The organism is Micromonospora sp. LOL_014, assembly GCF_048060245.1.
Classification (GTDB): domain Bacteria; phylum Actinomycetota; class Actinomycetes; order Mycobacteriales; family Micromonosporaceae; genus Micromonospora_E.
Genome location: NZ_JBHMIP010000050.1, coordinates 1 through 16,526, shown reverse-complemented (window position 1 = coordinate 16,526; position 16,526 = coordinate 1). Strand labels below are relative to the sequence as shown.

Below are 16,526 nucleotides of genomic sequence, written 5' to 3'. Positions count from 1 at the left end.
CGACCATGGTGTTGACGGTCGACTTGAGTTCGAGGATCTCGCCGCGTGCGTCGACGGTGATCTTCTGCGACAGGTCGCCCTTGGCGACCGCCGTCGAGACCTGGGAGATGTTACGAACCTGACTGGTCAGGTTGCCGGCCAGCTGGTTCACGTTCTGGGTGAGGTCACGCCACGTCCCGGAGAGCCCGCGGACCTGGGCCTGACCACCCAACTTGCCTTCGATACCGACCTCGCGGGCGACCCGGGTGACCTCGTCGGCGAACCACGACAGCTGGTCCACCATCGTGTTGACCGTCGATTTCAGCTCCAGGATCTCGCCCTGCGCGGCGACGGTGATTTTCTGGGACAGGTCGCCCTTGGCGACCGCCGTGGAGACCTGGGCGATGTTCCGTACCTGGGCGGTCAGGTTCGACGCCATCGAGTTGACGCTGTCGGTCAGGTCCTTCCAGGTGCCAGCCACGTTCGGCACCTGGGCCTGCCCGCCCAGCTTGCCCTCCGTACCGACCTCGCGGGCGACCCGGGTGACCTGCTCGGCGAACAACCGCAGCGTGTCGGTCAGCATGTTGATCGTGTCGGCGAGCTCGGCGACCTCACCCTTTGCCGACACGGTGATCTTCTGCGACAGGTCGCCCCGCGACATCGCGGTGGCCACCTGGGAGATCGACCGGACCTGGTGGGTCAGGTTGGAGGCCATCGAGTTGACGTTGTCGGTCAGGTCCTTCCAGGTGCCGGAGACCCCCTTGACCCGCGCCTGGCCACCCAGCTTGCCCTCGGTGCCCACCTCCCGGGCGACCCGGGTGACCTCGTCGGCGAACGACGACAGCTGGCCGACCATCGTGTTCACCGTCCGGCCGATCCGCAGGAACTCGCCGCGCAGCGGCTGTCCGTCGATCTCCAGCTCCATGTGCTGGGACAGGTCACCCTCGGCGACCGCCCGGATCACCCGGGCGATCTCGGTGGTCGGTCGACCCAGGTCGTCGATCAGCGCGTTGATCGCCTGGTGGTTGTCCGCCCAGGCACCGCCGAAGCCCTCCTCGTCGAGGCGTTCGCTGAGCCGGCCGTCCCGGCCGACGATCCGGCTGATCCGGCGCAGGTCCAGGTGCTGACGTTCCTGCAGCGAGACCACCTCGTTGAAGGCGTCGGCGACCTCGCCGGCCACCCCGACCCGGCGGGGCAGCCGTACCTTCAGATCCCCCTGCCCCACCCGGCGCAGTGCCTCGGCGAGCTCGGTCAGCAGCGCGGTCTCGTCGATCGCCGGCCGTTGGTCGGAGGACAGCTGTTTCGCGCTGGTCATAACTCCTCGCTCAGCTCTTGGAGTGGGCTGACCTCATCATTGCTCGACTACCGTGGCAGATGCGAGGCGCATGCCCGCACCAATCGGTCAGGGGATCGGAGGAACCGGCAGGTGACAGCTAGGGCCGAGCGTTCCGCCACCGGCACCGGGAGTGAGCATGTCCGGCGGGTTCGTCTGCCGGCCGACCGACGGACCCCGGCCACCGCACGTGCGGTAGTCAGATCGGTACTGTCCGAAGCTGCCCTGGATGAACTGATCAACGAGGCGCTGCTGCTCACCACCGAGCTGTCCACCAACGCGGTCGTACACGCCGGCACCGAGCTGATCATCGAGGTGGTGGCCGACCCGGTCGGGCTGACCGTCACGGTCACCGACTTCGCCGCCGGCCCGATCGAGAACGTCGCCGCGCTGCCCCGCAACGAGCGGCAGAACATCTCCGAGGTGTCCGAGCGGGGCCGGGGACTGCTCCTCGTCGACCACTTCGCCAGTCGGTGGGGCACCACCCACCTGCGGACCGGCAAGGGGGTCTGGTTCCGGCTCGACCGGCACGGCACCCCACCGGCACCGGACGACTGGTTCCCGCCGTGGCCGGCCGACACCCGGCCGGCACCCGCCGCCGACGATGATCACCACACCCGGCCGCCGGCCGCGCCCAGCGCGGGGACACTCGCCGCGCTGATGCAGGCCGGGCCGGAACCGCATGCCGACGATCCGCTCGCGGACCTGGCCGGCAGCCTGCTCGCCCGGGTCGCGGACCTGGTCGGCGCGGCCGGTGGCACTGTCCGGCTGGACCGTGGCGACGGCAACGGGGTCCAGATCCTGGCGCGGTACGGCCGGCAGCCGCGCTCCGGTGAACTGCTGCGCGTACCGCTGACCGTGCACCGGCCGTACTTTGGGGAACTCGAACTCGACGCCGCACCGTCGGACTACGCCCGGCCGCTGGCCGCGCTCGTCGCCGAACGGCTCTCGCTGCACCTGGAGAACGACCGGCTGCGCCGCGCCGACCTGCGCCGGCAGACCTGGCTGACCTTTCTGGCCGAGGCGAGTGAACTGCTCGCCCAGTCACTCGACGTCGACCTGACAATGGCGTTGATCCCGCAGCTGGTGGTGCCCCGGCTCGGCCGGTGGTGCGCGGTGCACACCGCGGACGAGTGGGGCCAGCTGCAGTTGGCCGCCGCGAGCCACGCCGACGAGACGGTCCTGCCCACGCTGCACGCCGCGCTGCGCGAGTCCGGCCCCGACTCGGTGCTGGCCCGGCTGCGGGAGGCCTCGCGCAGCGGATCACAGGTGCCGCTCGGCGCGCCGATGGAGGGCTTCGCCGTACCGCTGGTGGCCCGGGGCCAGCGTCTCGGCACCCTCGCGGTCGGCCGGCACCAGCGGCACCGGCACGACCCGGACGAGGTGTCGGTCCTGGAGGACGTGGCCCGGCGGGCCGCGCTGGCCATCGACAACGCCCGAATCCATCAGGAACGCCGACGGGTCGCGCACACCCTGCAACAGTCACTGCTGCCGCCGGGACTGCCCACCATCGGCGGGATCGGGCTGGCCGCCGAGTATGTGCCCAGCGGCGACGCGGTCGAGGTCGGCGGGGACTTCTACGACGTGGTGCCGCTGTCGGAGGGCCGCTGGCTGGTGGTGGTCGGCGACGTGTCCGGCAAAGGGGTGCAGGCCGCCACCGTCACCGGGCTGGTCCGGGACGTCATCCGGGTGCTGGTCCGCGACGGCAAGGCGTTGCCGGAGGTGCTGGCCCGGCTCAACGACACGCTCGTCGAACGGGGCGGTGGCCGCTACTGCACGCTCGCGATGGCCGCCGTGACGGTGACCGCCGACCAACAGCTGGACGTCCGGCTGCACCTGGCCGGCCACGACCGGCCGGTGCTGATCAGCGGGTACGGGCAGGCCCGGTTCGTCGGCGCCGGCGGCACGGCGCTCGGGCTGCTGGAGGAGATCGTCGCACCGTCGGTGGACCTCAGCCTGGCACCCGGCGACTCGCTGGTCTTCTACACCGACGGGATCACCGAGCGGCGCAACGGGCGGGAGCTGTTCGGCGCCGAGCGGCTGCGCCGCGCGGCGGCACCGCTGGCCGGCTTCTCCGCCGACGTGGTGGCGGCCCGGCTGCGTACCACGACGCTGGACTTCTCGGTCGAGGCACCTCGCGACGACATCGCGGTCCTGGTGGTACGCAACGAGCCGGCGGCGAAGGCTGGCCCGGCCGGCCGGGCCAGCCTTCGCCGCCCACCCAGACCAGCGCGTGACCCACTGACCGGGTGACCCGGTCACGAGCCGGCGGCGAACCGGCCGGGCGCCAGCCGGTGCTGCGGGTCGAACCGTTGCTTGAGCTCAAGTAGCCGGGGCAGGCCCGGCCGGTGGCCCCAGATGTCGACGGCCTGTCGGACCTCGGTGGGCGCGGTCAGCACCACGCAGCTGCCGCTGCGCGCCAGCAGCACCGCCCGAACCGTCGCCAGGGTCTCGGCGACCCGCTCCGGCGGGGTCGACTTGGGAAGTACGGCGTGCACCAGGCCGGTGCCGACCGAACCGCGAACATCGATGGGCGCGCCGACCGCGTCGCGCACCGCGTAGATCGCGGCGTGCAGGTGCGCGGCCGGTACGTCGAGCCGCAGAGCGATGTCGCTGGCGGTGAACGGGTAACGCCGCCACCAGACCGGCGGTCGGGCGGTATCGACGGCGTCGCCGCCGAGCAGTGCCGCCGCCCGGCCGGCGCGTCGCCGATTCAGACCCGGCTCACCCTCGAACAGCACCGCGAGCTGCCCGCCGGGCGGCACCTGGGGCGTCCGGACGGTGCGCGCGGCGTGTGCCGGCAGGTCCAGCTCGACCGCCACCGGGTGCAGCCCGTCGACGGTCAGCTCGCCGACCAGGTCGCGTACCTCCAGCGGGGTGTGCACGGTACGTCGCACCCAGCGTCGGTCGGCCGGCACCGGCTGTAGCCGGACCGTCGCGGCGACCAGTACCGCCAGGGCCCCCTGCGAACCGCAGAGCAGCTGGGGCAGTTCGTCACCGGCGTCAGTCTCCGATGCCGCCCGGACCAGCCGCCCGGCGGCATCGACGTAGTCGACCCCGGTCACGTGCCGGCGCGGCGGACCGTGCCGGTGGCTCAACGGTCCGGTCTCGTCGGTGGCGACGATCCCGCCGACCGTCGCAGACGCGGAGGGCGGGTCCAGCGGCATCCGCCAGCCGGCCCGGCCGACGGCCTGCTGGGCGGTGTGCAGCGGGGTGCCCGCGCCGACCCGGACGGTGCGTGATCCTGGCGGGCGGTGCCAGACGCCGGTCAGCCGGGAGGTGTCCAGCACGACGTCCACCTGGGACGGAGGAGTCCACCAGTCCAGTTTGCTGCCGGAGCCGCGGGGGATCAGGGTCAGATCCCGATCGGCGCACAGCCGCAGCACCTCGGCGGTCGCCGAGGCCGTGCCCGGTGCCGCCACCCAACGCGGAGCGGCGGCCGCCACCTCATCGTCGGGGCCAGCGTCGCGCAGGTGCGCGGCACCACAGATCTCAGCCAGTCGAGCGGCCATGTCCTGAATCACCGTCGAGTCACCCCCTCCTCGCGCTGATCGTACACGTGTTCTAATCGATCCGGATGGCCGTGCGGCGTGCCGCCGCGACCGGGCAGCCCGCTCCGGGCGGTACCGTGGCCGGGTGACGACCCAGACACCGGTTCCGCCGACCGCCAAGCGTGTCCCGACCGAGCGCGTCCACCATGGCGACACGGTCGTCGACGACTACGCATGGCTCGCCGCCAAGGACGACCCGGACACGATCGCCTACCTGCAGGCGGAGAACGCCTACACCGAGGGTGCCACGGCGCACCTCGCCGCGCTGCGCGAAACACTGTTCGGCGAGACGAAGCGGCGCACCCAGGAGACCGACCTGTCGGTGCCGACCCGCAAGGGCGACCACTGGTACTACACCCGGACCGTCGAAGGCCGGCAGTACGGCATCCACTGCCGGCTCGCGGTCCGGCCCGGCGAGTCGGCCCCGCCGGCCACTGTCGACGGCGTGTCGATCGACGGCGAGGAGATCCTGCTCGACGGCAACGCCCTCGCCGAGGGGCACGACTTCTTCGCGCTGGGCACCTTCGACGTCAGCCCGGACGGCCGCTGGCTGGCGTACTCCACCGACTTCTCCGGCGACGAGCGTTTCACCCTGCGGATCAAGGACCTGTCCACTGGCGAGGTGCTGCCCGACGAGGTGCCGTCGACCTTCTACGGCACCGCCTGGGCGGCCGACGGCAGCGCGCTGTTCTACCTGACCGTGGACGACGCGTGGCGCCCGTACCGAGTCTGGCGCCACCAGATCGGCACCGGCGCGGACCGCGACGTCGTCGTCCACCAGGAGGACGACGAACGGTTCTGGGTCGGCGTCGAGCTGACCCGCTCCGAGCGGTTCATCCTGATCGACGCGCACAGCAAGACCACCAGTGAGGTACGGGCACTACCGGCCACCGACCCGACCGCCGAGCCGGTGGTCATCGCCCCGCGTCGGCAGGGGGTGGACTACTCGGTCGAGCACCACGGGCACCGGTTCCTGATCCTGCACAACGACGGCGCCGAGGACTTCGCCCTCGCGTACACCTCTGTGGACGCCCCCGGCGACTGGGTTCCGCTGATCGGGCACACCCCCGGCACCCGGCTCGAATCGGTGGACGCGTTCGCCAGCCACCTGGTGGTGTCGCTGCGTACTGACGGACTGACCGGGCTGCGGGTGCTCCCGGTCGGCAGCACCGACACCTTCGACATCGAGTTCCCCGAACCGATCTACAGCGTCGGGCTGGACGCCAACCCCGAGTACACCACCACCAGCCTGCGGATCCGGTACACCTCGCTGATCACCCCCGACTCCATCTACGACTACGACCTGGTCACCCGTGACCTGGCGCTGCGCAAGCGCAAGCCGGTGCTCGGCGGCTACGACCCGGCCGGCTACGAGCAGCACCGGGAATGGGCGGTCGCCGATGACGGCACCCGGGTGCCGATCTCGGTGGTGTGCCGCGCCGGGACCCCCCGGGACGGTTCCGCGCCGTGCGTGATCTACGGGTACGGGTCGTACGAGATCAGCATGGACCCGTGGTTCTCGGTGCCCCGGCTGTCGCTGCTGGACCGTGGCGTGGTGTTCGCTGTCGCGCACGTGCGAGGCGGCGGTGAGCTGGGCCGGCGTTGGTACGACGACGGCAAGATGATGGCCAAGAAGAACTCGTTCACCGACTTCGTGGCCTGCGCCCGACACCTGGTGAAGGCGGGCTGGACCACCTCGGACCGGCTGATCGCCCGGGGCGGCTCGGCCGGTGGGCTGCTGATGGGCGCGGTGGTCAACCTCGCCCCGGACGCGTTCGGCGGCATCGTGGCGCAGGTGCCGTTCGTGGACGCGCTGAACACGATCCTCGACCCGACGCTGCCGTTGACGGTCACCGAATGGGAGGAATGGGGCAACCCCCTGGAGGACCCCGACGTGTACGCGTACATGCGCTCGTACACCCCGTACGAGAACGTCGCCGCCGTCGATTACCCGCCGATCCTGGCCGTGACCAGCCTCAATGACACCCGGGTCTTCTACCACGAACCGGCGAAGTGGGTGGCGAGGCTGCGCGCGGTCGCCCCCGGCGGGTCATACCTGCTGAAGACGGAGATGGGTGCCGGTCACGGTGGCCCGAGCGGGCGCTACGACGCCTGGCACGAGGAGGCCTTCGTCACGGCCTGGATTCTGGACCGGGTGGGGCTGGCCGGCTGACCCGGCCAGCCGGGTGCAACCCGCCGTCGCCGCGATGACGCCGGCTGCGGCGGGTCGCCGACCGGCCTGGGGGATTATGGTGACCGGGCAACGAACTCCCGGTCCTGCGCGGACGACAGCAAGTGGAGTACCGTTCGAGCGGAATGGCTGGAGGTCTCGAATGTCCCTGACGGTGCAGACGGAGCAGCGTGGCGACATCGTCGTCGTGTCGGTCGGTGGTGAGTTGGACATGGCCACCGCACCCCAACTCCAGGACCAGATAACGGATCTACTGGACAAAGGTCGCAGTCGGCTGGTCTTCGATCTGGCCGACGTGTCGTTCTGCGACTCCACCGGTCTGTCGGTCTTCGTCCGGGCGAAGAACGGGTGCGACGAGGCGGGCGGCGTCGTCCGGCTCGCCGCACCGCAGCGCGGGGTGCTGCGCATCCTGGAGGTCAGCGGCCTGGTCGAGGTCCTACAGACCTTCCCGACCGTCGACGAAGCGGTCTCGGCCCCCCAGCCGGCTCCGGCCGACTGACCGGGGCGGTGCCCGCCTCGTCCTCGATCCAGCGGGGCCGGGCGATCGCCCAGCCCGTACCGGTCTGCACCAGTAGCGCCACACCGAGCAGACCGATCGGCACCAACCAGCCGCCGGTCTGCTCGTACAGCAGACCCACCGAGAGCGGGCCGAGCGCGGCGATCAGGTAACCGGCGCTCTGGGTGAACGCCGACAACGACACGACGCCGGCCCCGGTCCGGGCCCGGAGCCCGATCATTGCCAGCGCCAGCGGGAAGGTGCCCTGGCCGAGCGCGAGCAGCACCATCCACGCCAGGGCACCCTCGTACGGCAGCCAGAGCAGCCCCACGTAGCTGAGCGCGGACGCCACGGCGGTACCGAGCACCAGCGGCCGCAGACTCGACATCCGGGTGGCCAGCGTCGGCATCAGCAGCGCGATCGGGACAGCGACCGCAGTGACCCCGGCCAGCAGCAGACCGGCGGTCTCCGGTCGGAAACCGGCGTCGCGGAACACCTGCGCCAGCCAACCCATCTGGGCGTACGCGCCGAACGACTGCGCGCCGAAGAAGCCGGCCATCAGCCAACCGAGCCGGGTCCGACCCGGTCGGATCACCGCCGTCGCGCCCGGCCGCGCCAGCGGCCGCAGACCGGCGCCCCGCTTTGTCGCACCGACGACCGTGGCCGCCGGGCGTCGTTGGTCCCGCCAAGCGACCGGCACCCAGAACGCCGCGGCGGCGACGGCGATCAGCGCCCAGAAGCCGAGTCCGGCCCGCCAACTGCCGGCCGCGTGGGCGATCGGGACCGCGGTGCCGGCCGACACCGACGCGCCGATCGTCAACGACATCATGTACGCACCGGTGACCAGGCCGGCCCGATGCGGGAAGTACTGCCGGACCAGCATCGGCAGCAGCACGTTCGCCACCGCGATCCCGGCCAGGGCCAGGGCGCTGGTCGCCACGAACAGCCAGGCGGAGCTGGTGGTGACCCGGAGCAGTTGACCGGCGGCGAGCGCCGCCATCGAAGCCACCAGCAGCCGTGGTGGCGAGAAGCGGCGGACCAGCCAGGGGGTGAACGCGCCGACCGAGGCGAAGGCCAACGCCGGCAGCATGGTCACCACGCCGGCAAGTAGGCCGGACAGTGCCAGGCCGGTACGGACCTCGTCCAGCAGCGGGCCGAGGCTGGTGATCGCGAGCCGCAGGTTGAGCGCGACGAGGATCATCGCGATCAGCACCACGACCGTGCCGCGCCGGCCGGCCCCGCCGGTCGCCGTCCCGGCCGGTGCAGTGGCCTGCACCGGCCGGGTCCGCCCTGGTGCGGCCGGCCCGGATGAGGCCGGCCTCGGCACGGTCGACCCCGGTGCGGTCCGGGTATCCGGGCGGCCGGTGAGGGCGGTTGGCGGAGTCATGTCACCCATCCTAAAATCATGGGATGATTTATGGTCGGGTGATGTAACCGATGACACCCTCGGCAGCTTCCCCGCCGGCACCTGCCGGCCAGTCCGGCACTTCCCGCAGGTCCCGGCAGACTCTGGTCCGCCAGGCGATCGACTCGCTGCGCGAACAGATCGCCGCCGGCGACTGGCCGCTCGGCACCCGGATCCCGACCGAGCCACGGCTGGCCGAGGCGCTCGGCGTTGGGCGCAACACGGTCCGGGAGGCGGTACGCGCGTTGGTGCACGCCGGTGTGCTGGAGTGTCGGCAGGGCTCCGGCACCTACGTGATCTCCACCGACGAGTTGGCCGGCGCGGTGGCCCGTCGCTGCGCTACCGCCGAGTGGCGGGAGACCGTGGAGGTCCGCCGGGCGTTCGAGGTCGAGGCGGCCCGGCTGGCGGCGCAGCGACGTACCCCGGCGGATGTGGCTTCACTGGACGCGGCGCTGGCCGACCGCGAGGCGGCCTGGCGCGGGGGCGACCTGGCCCGGTTCGTCGACGCTGACCTGACGTTGCACCGGGCGATCATGGCCGCCGCACACAACGTGATGCTGAGCGAGTTGTACGACTCGATCGGCGCGGCGATGCGGGCCACCGTCGCTGAGGCGGTCGGACCGGACCTGCACCCGGACCGGCACGTCGACCACGCCCGACTGGTCGCGGCGATCCGCGACGGGGACCCGGATCGGGCGGCCCGAGAGGCGGCCGTCTACCTCGGCACCGACTGACCCGCGACCGCTTACGCAAGACCGGCCCGTGACGCTCACGCAACGAGGGCCGGGCCCCGGGGGGCGGGGCCCGGCCCCTCGTGCTGACCAGCGGCGCTGCGCGGTGGTGCTGCGTTGCGGCGCGCTGCTGCGGTCCTGCTGCGGACGGTGCGGTGAGTCAGCTGTTCCAGTGCTGGGCGACCAGCTCGGCGGCCTGGGTCTCCCACTGCGCATAGTGAAACGGGTACGCCGACACCTGGACGGTCTGGGCGGCCTCGGTCAGCGGCATGTCCTGCCAGCCGTCGACGGCCTTGAGCCCGTCGAGGAACGCGGTGGTGGAGTACTCCACGTCGGTGATCTGCTCGACGGTGCCCCAGCCCGACGACGGGCGCTGCTGGAACAGGCCCTGCGAGTCGTGGTCGTTGCGGTCACCGAGGTGGCCGAGGTTCTCCAGCTTGGACTCCTGCAGGGCGGTGGCGATGGCGACCACGGCGGCCCGCTCGTCCATGCCGGCCTTCTTGGTGGCGGCGATGATGCCCTTGACGTTGTCGGTCTGCTCGCCGGACAGGGTGATGCGGGACTGTTCGCCCTGCACCCCGTGCGGGGTCAGCTTGCCGGTGTCGACGCTGTCGCTGGTGTCGCTGGTGTCGCTGGTGGCGCCGGTGGCGCCGGTGTCACTGGTGGTGACGGCGGTGTCCGGGGTGGCGGCCTGGACGCCGGGGGTGTGCTGGGCGGCCAGAGCGGGCGCGGCGATCGCGCCGCCGGCCAGGGCCAGCCCGGCGATGCCGAGGGCGGTGTCACGCAGCTTGTCGCGGAGCGTACCGGTGATGATCGTGTTCATGGGGGGTCCACCTCTCCGTGCCGGGGGGATCGCCGTTCCAGGTGGTCGTGCGGTGCGGGGGCGGACCACGCACAACGACAGCCGGTCACCAGGCATTCCACCCCGTGGCCGGGGTCGGGCGACGGGGCGTGCGCCGGCGGGGCGGGCAGATCGTCGCGGTAGGTTGTCGACCGATATTCCGCTCAGCTGCCGGGAGTGCCCCTCATGATCAACGGCTTCAAGAATTTCATCCTGCGCGGGAACGTTGTCGACCTGGCGGTCGGCATCGTCATCGGTGCGGCGTTCACCGCCGTGGTGACCCAGTTGACCAAGTCGTTCCTGGAGCCGTTCATCAGGCTGCTGTCCGTGCTGCTGACCGGCGAGGAGGGCATCGGCGGTGTCGGGTTTGAGTACCGTGGCGTGGTCTTCGACTGGCCGGCCTTCGTCAACGCGGTGATCACCTTCGTGCTCACCGCCGCCGCGCTGTACTTCCTGGTCGTCATGCCGATGAACCGGCTCGCGGAGCGTCGGCGTCGGGGCGAGGAGCCGCCGCCGGCCGCGCCGAGCGAGGAGATCAAGTTGCTCACCGAGATCCGGGACGCCCTGGTGAGCCGCCGCACCGACCGGTAGGTGCCGTCCGGGGTGGTTTCCGGCGCGGACCGGATCGAGGGAACCGTCATTGTCGTCAAAGCGGCTCCGAGACAACCATGTGGGTTCCCTCGATGGTGCCAGGTGGACGAGGCGCCAGCTGGGAGAACTCTCCGTAGTTGCCCTATCACTCCCAGCAGTTGAAAAATGGCGGCGGCGGGACGTGATCTGCGTGACACTTGACGCATGGAGCAGCTAGCCGGGATCACGTCCCAGGACTGCGCAACCCCTACCCGACCCGTCGCCGACCTTGGTCGACCGACCGCCCAACCCGCTGGTGGGCGGGCGGTGGCGACCCTTGTCCGGCCCCGCTGTGACGACCCCACCTGCGGCACCTGCTACCAGCGGCCGGAGACGGACTGACCGCCGTACCCGGGTCGGTCGCCCGATCCGGTGGCCACCCACCACCGCCGTACCCACTCGAACAAATGTTCGATAGGGTCCGTCGGGTGGAGCAGCGTAAACACTGGTGGAACGGCAGTTGGGGGCGGCTGGCCCGGCGGGACGTGTTCCTCCGCGCCGACGCCGACAGGTGGTTCGTCGAGGCCCGCGTCGGCGGCGCCGAGGGCAGGTCACGGTTCACCGAGTACGACACCGAGGAGTCCGCGTACGACGCGGTCCGTCGCCTGATCGACGGCCCCGGCGCCTGGCGCGAGGTCTCCGACGGACGGTTTGTCGCACGCCGACACGGGGAACCGGACTTCCATGAACGCGGCTGACGCATCTGTGACAGACCGGATCACCACCGGCATGCCGGTGATCGACGCACGGGGTGACGAGATCGGCACCGTCGCCCTGGTCCGTCCAGCGGATCCGAACGCGGTGACGGTCGAAGGCGCCGTCGATCCGCAGGACGCGATCGGCGACGAGGTGCCCCACCCGCAGGTGGGCGACGAGCCGGCCACCGCGCCCGACGTGGCGGCCCGGCTGCTGCGTACCGGCTTCATCAAGATCAGCACGACGGAGCCGGCGGCGCTGCCGGGCGATGTCGGCTACGCCAGCGTCGAACAGTTGGCGGCGGTCGACGCCGGGGTGGTCCGTCTCGCGGTGCCCCGGTCCGAGGTGACACCACCGGCCTGACCGGCGGTATGGTCACTGACCGGACCGGCAGGTGGGTGGCGGGCCCCGACCAGCTGCGAACCGGGGCGGTCTGGCCGGCTGTGGACCTGGCCGGTCTGGCCGGCTGCGACCTTGGGCGGTCCGGCGGGTGGTCCGCGACGGTGGGAGGCGACGTGGCGCGCGGTGGTGTCTTCTGCATCGAGGGGCAGTGGCATCGCGACCTGAACGAGCGCGGCTCGGTGCTGCCGACCCTGGAGCTGCTGGAACGGCTCAGCCGGATCCGGTTCATCCACCGCGACGCCGCGACCCCCGACGAGCTGGCCTACTTCCTGGACCGCTGGCTGCTGCGCCAGTACGCCGACTACCGGGTCGGCTTCTTCGCCATGCACGGCGAGCCGACCAAACTGTGCCTGACCGAACGGCACCACGTCGACCTGGACGACGTGGCCGAGCAGATGGCCGGCCGGTGCGCCGGCAAGCGACTGTACTTCGGCAGCTGTTCGGTGCTGCGCGCCTCCGACGCCCGGATGCGCGAGTTCCTCGCCACCACCGGGGCCTCGCTGATCTGCGGCTACACCCGGGAGGTCGACTGGGTGGAGTCGGCGGCGTTCGAGACGGTGCTGCTCGACGTGCTCGCCAACGGGGTCTACAACAACGCCGCTGAGCTGCGGATGGGCTCGTCGCACTGGGCGCCGCTGGCGGCGTACCTGGGCTTCCGGATCGTCTACGCCAACGGCCGGACCTGGCGCCCAGCCGGCCGACAACGCGGGTCGGCCGGCCAGACGCCGGGGCCGGCGAGCCCGCCGCAGGTGCCGGCGCAGGGCGGTGGTCGCGGCGGTCGCGCCAGCGGTACGTCTGCCGGCAGGTAACCGCCGCCGGCAGACGTACCGCTGGCGTGCGCTGATCGCCCGATCGCCATTGGCGGCATCACCATGTGGCGGTGGGCGGTGGGCGGTAGCCGATTTGTTGGCCGTAGGTCATCAGTGGGCGCAGGGTCGGGACCAGTTCGGTCGCCTGTGTGGTCCAGTGGTGTCCCCGGTTGCCGTCGAGTCGGCGGTGACGGGCCGATGCCGTCTGCCGTTGTTGGCGTAACTCGCGGCGCAGGTGGTGCAGCCGCTGGGAGGCTGTCGACCGGCCGGAGCGCCAGTCGAGCCAGCGCAGCCACCAGTCACGGATCATCTCGGTGATCATTTCTCTCCCTTGATCAATTGGTCGATGGTCGGGTTTCTATGCGCCGTGGCAGTCGGTGAAGTCCGTGGCGCTGGACGAAGATCTCCCGCCGGTCGGCGGCGTTGCCGTGGCGGTCGATGACGTACCCGGTGAGCCAGATCCACCCGTCGTAGGTCCACTTCCGGTCGACGGCGATGACCCGGAGTCGGATGGCGCGGTCGTCGGCGAACTGGACGCTGGCTTGCCGGCCGATGACCAGGACGTCGCCGGGTTTCGGCTCCGGCGTGGCGAGTAGCCGGCTATTCACCAGGCCGATCCGCTATCGGGTAGGTCGTGCGCCCGCAGTCTGGGCACCACCTGGATTTGATCTTGAACGACCAGAGCCCGGCGCAGAAGCCGAGCAGCGCTGCGCCGATAGCCGCCGCGATTCCTAGCATGGCCGCATCCTCCTGTCGCAGGTGTCGATGGCTTCGAGATCGAAGATGAGCGCGTCTGCCGCGTGTAGTTCCTCGATCAGGTCGTCGAAGAGGTGGCTGTGGTGTGCGGAGAGGGTTTCGTGGGCGGGGACGATGATGTGGTGGACGTCCTCGACGAGGAGGCCATGCATCAGGCGGTCGAACGCGGCTCGGCTGGTCGCGCGTTCGATGAAGACGGCGATCAGCTCGTAGCCGTGGCTGTCGGCGAACTGCTGCATGCGTCGCTCGGCTTGGTCCACGATGGCGTTGCTGGTGTTGGCGTGCGGCGGCAGTAGGCGGATGTAGCCGTACAGCGGCGGTTTCATGGGTCTAGTTCCTCCTGCAGGGTGTGGACCTGGACGCCGGTGTCTTCCAGCACGTCGAGAAGGTGGTGCTGGACGACCGGGTGCGTGGAGAGGTGCGCGAGGCTGGGCGTGATCACGCGCCGGGCGTTGGAGCGGCAGGTCTCTTCGATCAGTGCGGTGAGGGCCGGGCGGTTCAGCGCGGTGTCGTACTCATGGAAGAGCCCCGCTAAGCAGTAGCCCTCCTGCTCGGCCCAGAACTTGAGGGCGAGTTCCACCTGCCGGATGTCGCCGTCGAGGGCGTCGCGGTCCACCCGCAGGTAGCTGTACATCAGCGGCTTCACCCGTAGCTCCTCGCACTCGCCGTGCCGGGACGCGAAGAATGTCACGAACTCGGTGGCGGTGAGCGCCAGAGGTTCCACATGACGCCTCCTGGTACGTCGGTTGCCTTCTGTGATGAGCAGACTAAGCCGTGCAATCGCGTGGTGCAATAGCATGAGTCGTGCAAGTGTGGACTACCCTGAACCGCCATGGAGAACCGCAGACCTGACACACTGGCCGGCATGGCGAACGGCTCAGGCTCGATCCGCAGGCGACGCCTGGGGATCGAGCTGCGTGAACTCCGTACGGCCAAAGGGCTGACGCTCGACGAGGTGGCACGCCGGTTTACCTGGTCGGTCAGCAAAGCCAGCCGCATGGAACGCGGCCTGGTCCCGGTCTCACCCCGGGACGTGGCCGACCTGGTGAAGCTCTACGGTGTCGACGACCCCGACCACGCCGATGCCCTGGTCGCAATGGCTGCAGCATCACGCCAACGTGACTGGTGGCACAAGTTCGACGACCTACTGCCCCGCCAATTCTCGGTCTACCTCGGCTTCGAGGGCGATGCGGAGAGCATCCACACCTACCAGAGCCTGCTGATCCCGGGCCTTCTCCAGACTGAGGCGTACGCTCGGGCGATCTTCCGCGCGGCGCAACCCGGCGAAACCGACGAGCAGATCAACCGCCGCGTCGAAGCCCGGCTACTGCGCCAGACCATCGTCAAGAACAAGGACGCGCCGCGACTATGGGCGATCCTCGACGAGGCGGCCATCCGACGCGGCGTCGGCGGCAGAGACGTGATGCGCGAGCAGCTCGCCCACCTGGCGTCGTCCAGCAAGCAGCCGAACATCACCATCCAGGTCATCCCGTTCCGCGCAGGTGCCTACATGTCGATGGACGGCGGCTTCATCATCCTGCGCTTCGCCGAAGCCGAAGACCCCGACGTCGTCTGCGTGGACATCAGAACCCGCAGCCTCTACGTCGACGACCCCGCCGAGGTCCGGAGATATACGCTGGCCCACGAGCAGTTGCTCGCACTGGCGGCAACCCCTGACGAGTCGATCAAGCTGATCGAGGCCGCTTTGGAGGAGATGCGATGAGTCCGACGGGCCCGTTCGACCGCGACCGAGCGGTCTGGCGCAAGAGCACCCGCAGCAACGGCAACAGCGGTGACTGCGTCGAAGTGGCCGACAACCTGCCCGGCCGGGTCCTGGTCCGGGACACCAAGAACCGCGACGGCGGCACCCTGACCTTCGCGCCGTCCGCGTGGCACTCCTTCGTCGAACTGGCCAAGCAGCACCACTGATCGCCTGACGCCTACCCCGGCGAGACAGCCAACGAGCGCCGACCCCGCCTCAGCATGGTCGGCGCTCCAGGTCTGCGTCCGGGATGTAACCCAGGCCGGCCTGGTTCTAGACTGCCCTTCTGTCAAGAGTGCGTGCGCTGGCTCGACGGTCCGGCCCGGGCCGTCGAGGTGGGGCCTACGCCGGTTGAGGCGACCAGGAGGGTCCGCACTGCTCGCCTGACGGTGGGGGACCAGGGCCGCCTGATTGCCGGCCGGCCCGGCGGTTCAGCTCCCCGCCGCGAAGGCTCCGTCATGACGGCCGTGAGCGCGGACCCTTCGCGGAGCCGTTTTCCCTGCTCAGAAATCGTTCTGTAGTGGACAATGGCGGCGTTTGCGTTGTCGCAGCGCCCTCTGTTGGCGGACCTCTCGCGAACCCGTGCTCCGCAGCAGGTCAGGAGGGGTAGAATTCCGACCCAGACGCAGCTCTCTCGGGAGCTGCCCTTCATTTAGGCACGTCGAAGCCGTCGTTGATGACGTCTCCGTACGAGTCGTAGCTTCCTCGGGAGCTGTACTTCGGTGTAGACCGCTCTCCGGCTCTAGCGAGCCCGGAAGGTGGCTGCCTCGAGGTGAGGATTACGCACGTTATTCATGCGTTTTAACGTGCGTAATCCTCACCTCGAAGTGGGCGGAGTATGGCAGTAATCGGACGACAGTGCCGTTGGTGAGGACGCGCCTACACCCAGGGCTGTTGCGTAGTCGGTTGAGGGGCTCTTGAGCTGGGGTTTTCGATGGGATTCG

At 70.4% G+C, this 16,526-nt stretch carries 17 protein-coding genes and 1 pseudogene; 10 read left to right on the top strand and 8 right to left on the bottom strand.

Features of this window, described 5'->3' with window-relative positions:
* On the bottom strand, positions 1-1,294 hold a 1,294-nt coding region (locus ACFHW1_RS27700), incomplete at its 3' end, for a HAMP domain-containing protein (protein ID WP_416569499.1).
* A gap of 111 nt (positions 1,295-1,405) precedes the next feature.
* On the opposite strand from ACFHW1_RS27700, the pseudogene ACFHW1_RS27695 reads away from it, so the two are divergent.
* Positions 1,406-3,484: pseudogene (locus tag ACFHW1_RS27695) on the top strand (SpoIIE family protein phosphatase); the annotation flags it as partial.
* An 86-nt stretch (positions 3,485-3,570) separates the two neighbouring features.
* Here the strand turns inward: ACFHW1_RS27695 and ACFHW1_RS27690 are convergent.
* Positions 3,571-4,824 (bottom strand): FAD-binding oxidoreductase, encoded by a 1,254-nt coding sequence (locus ACFHW1_RS27690; protein WP_416557539.1) that lies wholly within the window; start codon positions 4,822-4,824, stop codon positions 3,571-3,573.
* Positions 4,825-4,948: 124 nt separating this feature from the next.
* On the opposite strand from ACFHW1_RS27690, the gene ACFHW1_RS27685 reads away from it, so the two are divergent.
* Both ACFHW1_RS27685 and ACFHW1_RS27680 read left to right on the top strand, forming a co-directional pair.
* A complete protein-coding gene (locus tag ACFHW1_RS27685) occupies positions 4,949-7,036 on the top strand; it encodes a S9 family peptidase (protein WP_416557538.1) in 2,088 nt (695 codons plus the stop codon).
* Between the two features lie 160 nt (positions 7,037-7,196).
* Positions 7,197-7,553: an STAS domain-containing protein gene (locus tag ACFHW1_RS27680; RefSeq protein ID WP_282233218.1), complete on the top strand. Its 357-nt coding sequence runs from the start codon at positions 7,197-7,199 to the stop codon at positions 7,551-7,553.
* Here the strand turns inward: ACFHW1_RS27680 and ACFHW1_RS27675 are convergent.
* Positions 7,471-8,937, bottom strand: a complete 1,467-nt coding sequence (locus ACFHW1_RS27675; protein WP_416557537.1) for a CynX/NimT family MFS transporter — start codon at positions 8,935-8,937, stop codon at positions 7,471-7,473. The two genes, ACFHW1_RS27680 and ACFHW1_RS27675, sit on opposite strands and share 83 nt — an antisense overlap.
* 50 nt (positions 8,938-8,987) lie before the next feature.
* On the opposite strand from ACFHW1_RS27675, the gene ACFHW1_RS27670 reads away from it, so the two are divergent.
* The gene (locus ACFHW1_RS27670; protein ID WP_416616522.1) at positions 8,988-9,689 is read left to right on the top strand and encodes a FadR/GntR family transcriptional regulator; all 702 of its coding nucleotides are present in this window, start codon (positions 8,988-8,990) and stop codon (positions 9,687-9,689) included.
* 157 nt (positions 9,690-9,846) lie between these two features.
* Here ACFHW1_RS27670 and ACFHW1_RS27665 read toward each other — a convergent pair whose 3' ends face one another.
* The gene (locus ACFHW1_RS27665) at positions 9,847-10,509 is read right to left on the bottom strand and encodes a hypothetical protein (RefSeq protein WP_416616521.1); all 663 of its coding nucleotides are present in this window, start codon (positions 10,507-10,509) and stop codon (positions 9,847-9,849) included.
* 204 nt (positions 10,510-10,713) lie between these two features.
* Between ACFHW1_RS27665 and mscL the strand changes: the two genes are divergently transcribed.
* The 4 genes from mscL to ACFHW1_RS27645 all read left to right on the top strand — a co-directional run bounded on the left by mscL (position 10,714) and on the right by ACFHW1_RS27645 (position 13,064).
* The gene (gene mscL, locus ACFHW1_RS27660) at positions 10,714-11,118 is read left to right on the top strand and encodes a large conductance mechanosensitive channel protein MscL (RefSeq protein WP_416616520.1); all 405 of its coding nucleotides are present in this window, start codon (positions 10,714-10,716) and stop codon (positions 11,116-11,118) included.
* Positions 11,119-11,564: 446 nt separating this feature from the next.
* Positions 11,565-11,855 (top strand): hypothetical protein, encoded by a 291-nt coding sequence (locus tag ACFHW1_RS27655; protein ID WP_416569502.1) that lies wholly within the window; start codon positions 11,565-11,567, stop codon positions 11,853-11,855.
* Between the two features lie 7 nt (positions 11,856-11,862).
* Positions 11,863-12,216, top strand: a complete 354-nt coding sequence (locus ACFHW1_RS27650) for a hypothetical protein (RefSeq protein ID WP_416591169.1) — start codon at positions 11,863-11,865, stop codon at positions 12,214-12,216.
* A 152-nt stretch (positions 12,217-12,368) separates the two neighbouring features.
* Positions 12,369-13,064 (top strand): DUF6642 family protein, encoded by a 696-nt coding sequence (locus ACFHW1_RS27645; protein WP_416616523.1) that lies wholly within the window; start codon positions 12,369-12,371, stop codon positions 13,062-13,064.
* Positions 13,065-13,122: 58 nt separating this feature from the next.
* Here ACFHW1_RS27645 and ACFHW1_RS27640 read toward each other — a convergent pair whose 3' ends face one another.
* The 4 genes from ACFHW1_RS27640 to ACFHW1_RS27625 all read right to left on the bottom strand — a co-directional run bounded on the left by ACFHW1_RS27640 (position 13,123) and on the right by ACFHW1_RS27625 (position 14,544).
* On the bottom strand, positions 13,123-13,386 hold the full coding sequence (locus tag ACFHW1_RS27640; protein ID WP_416616519.1) for a hypothetical protein: 264 nt from the start codon (positions 13,384-13,386) through the stop codon (positions 13,123-13,125).
* Positions 13,387-13,399: 13 nt separating this feature from the next.
* Positions 13,400-13,672 (bottom strand): hypothetical protein, encoded by a 273-nt coding sequence (locus tag ACFHW1_RS27635; protein WP_416616518.1) that lies wholly within the window; start codon positions 13,670-13,672, stop codon positions 13,400-13,402.
* A 123-nt stretch (positions 13,673-13,795) separates the two neighbouring features.
* A complete protein-coding gene (locus ACFHW1_RS27630; protein ID WP_416616517.1) occupies positions 13,796-14,146 on the bottom strand; it encodes a recombinase family protein in 351 nt (116 codons plus the stop codon).
* Positions 14,143-14,544 carry a recombinase family protein gene (locus ACFHW1_RS27625; protein ID WP_416616516.1) on the bottom strand — a complete coding sequence of 134 codons (402 nt, stop codon included), beginning with the start codon at positions 14,542-14,544 and terminating at the stop codon, positions 14,143-14,145. The genes ACFHW1_RS27630 and ACFHW1_RS27625 overlap by 4 nt, the downstream gene beginning before the upstream one ends.
* A 108-nt stretch (positions 14,545-14,652) precedes the next feature.
* Here ACFHW1_RS27625 and ACFHW1_RS27620 point away from each other — a divergent pair, with 108 nt between their 5' ends.
* Positions 14,653-15,543, top strand: coding sequence for a helix-turn-helix domain-containing protein (locus ACFHW1_RS27620; RefSeq protein ID WP_416616515.1), 891 nt, complete (start codon positions 14,653-14,655; stop codon positions 15,541-15,543).
* Complete coding sequence (locus ACFHW1_RS27615) at positions 15,540-15,749, top strand: DUF397 domain-containing protein (RefSeq protein WP_416616514.1); 210 nt, start codon at positions 15,540-15,542, stop codon at positions 15,747-15,749. Before ACFHW1_RS27620 ends, ACFHW1_RS27615 begins: the two co-directional genes overlap by 4 nt.
* Positions 15,750-16,526: the final 777 nt, after the last annotated feature.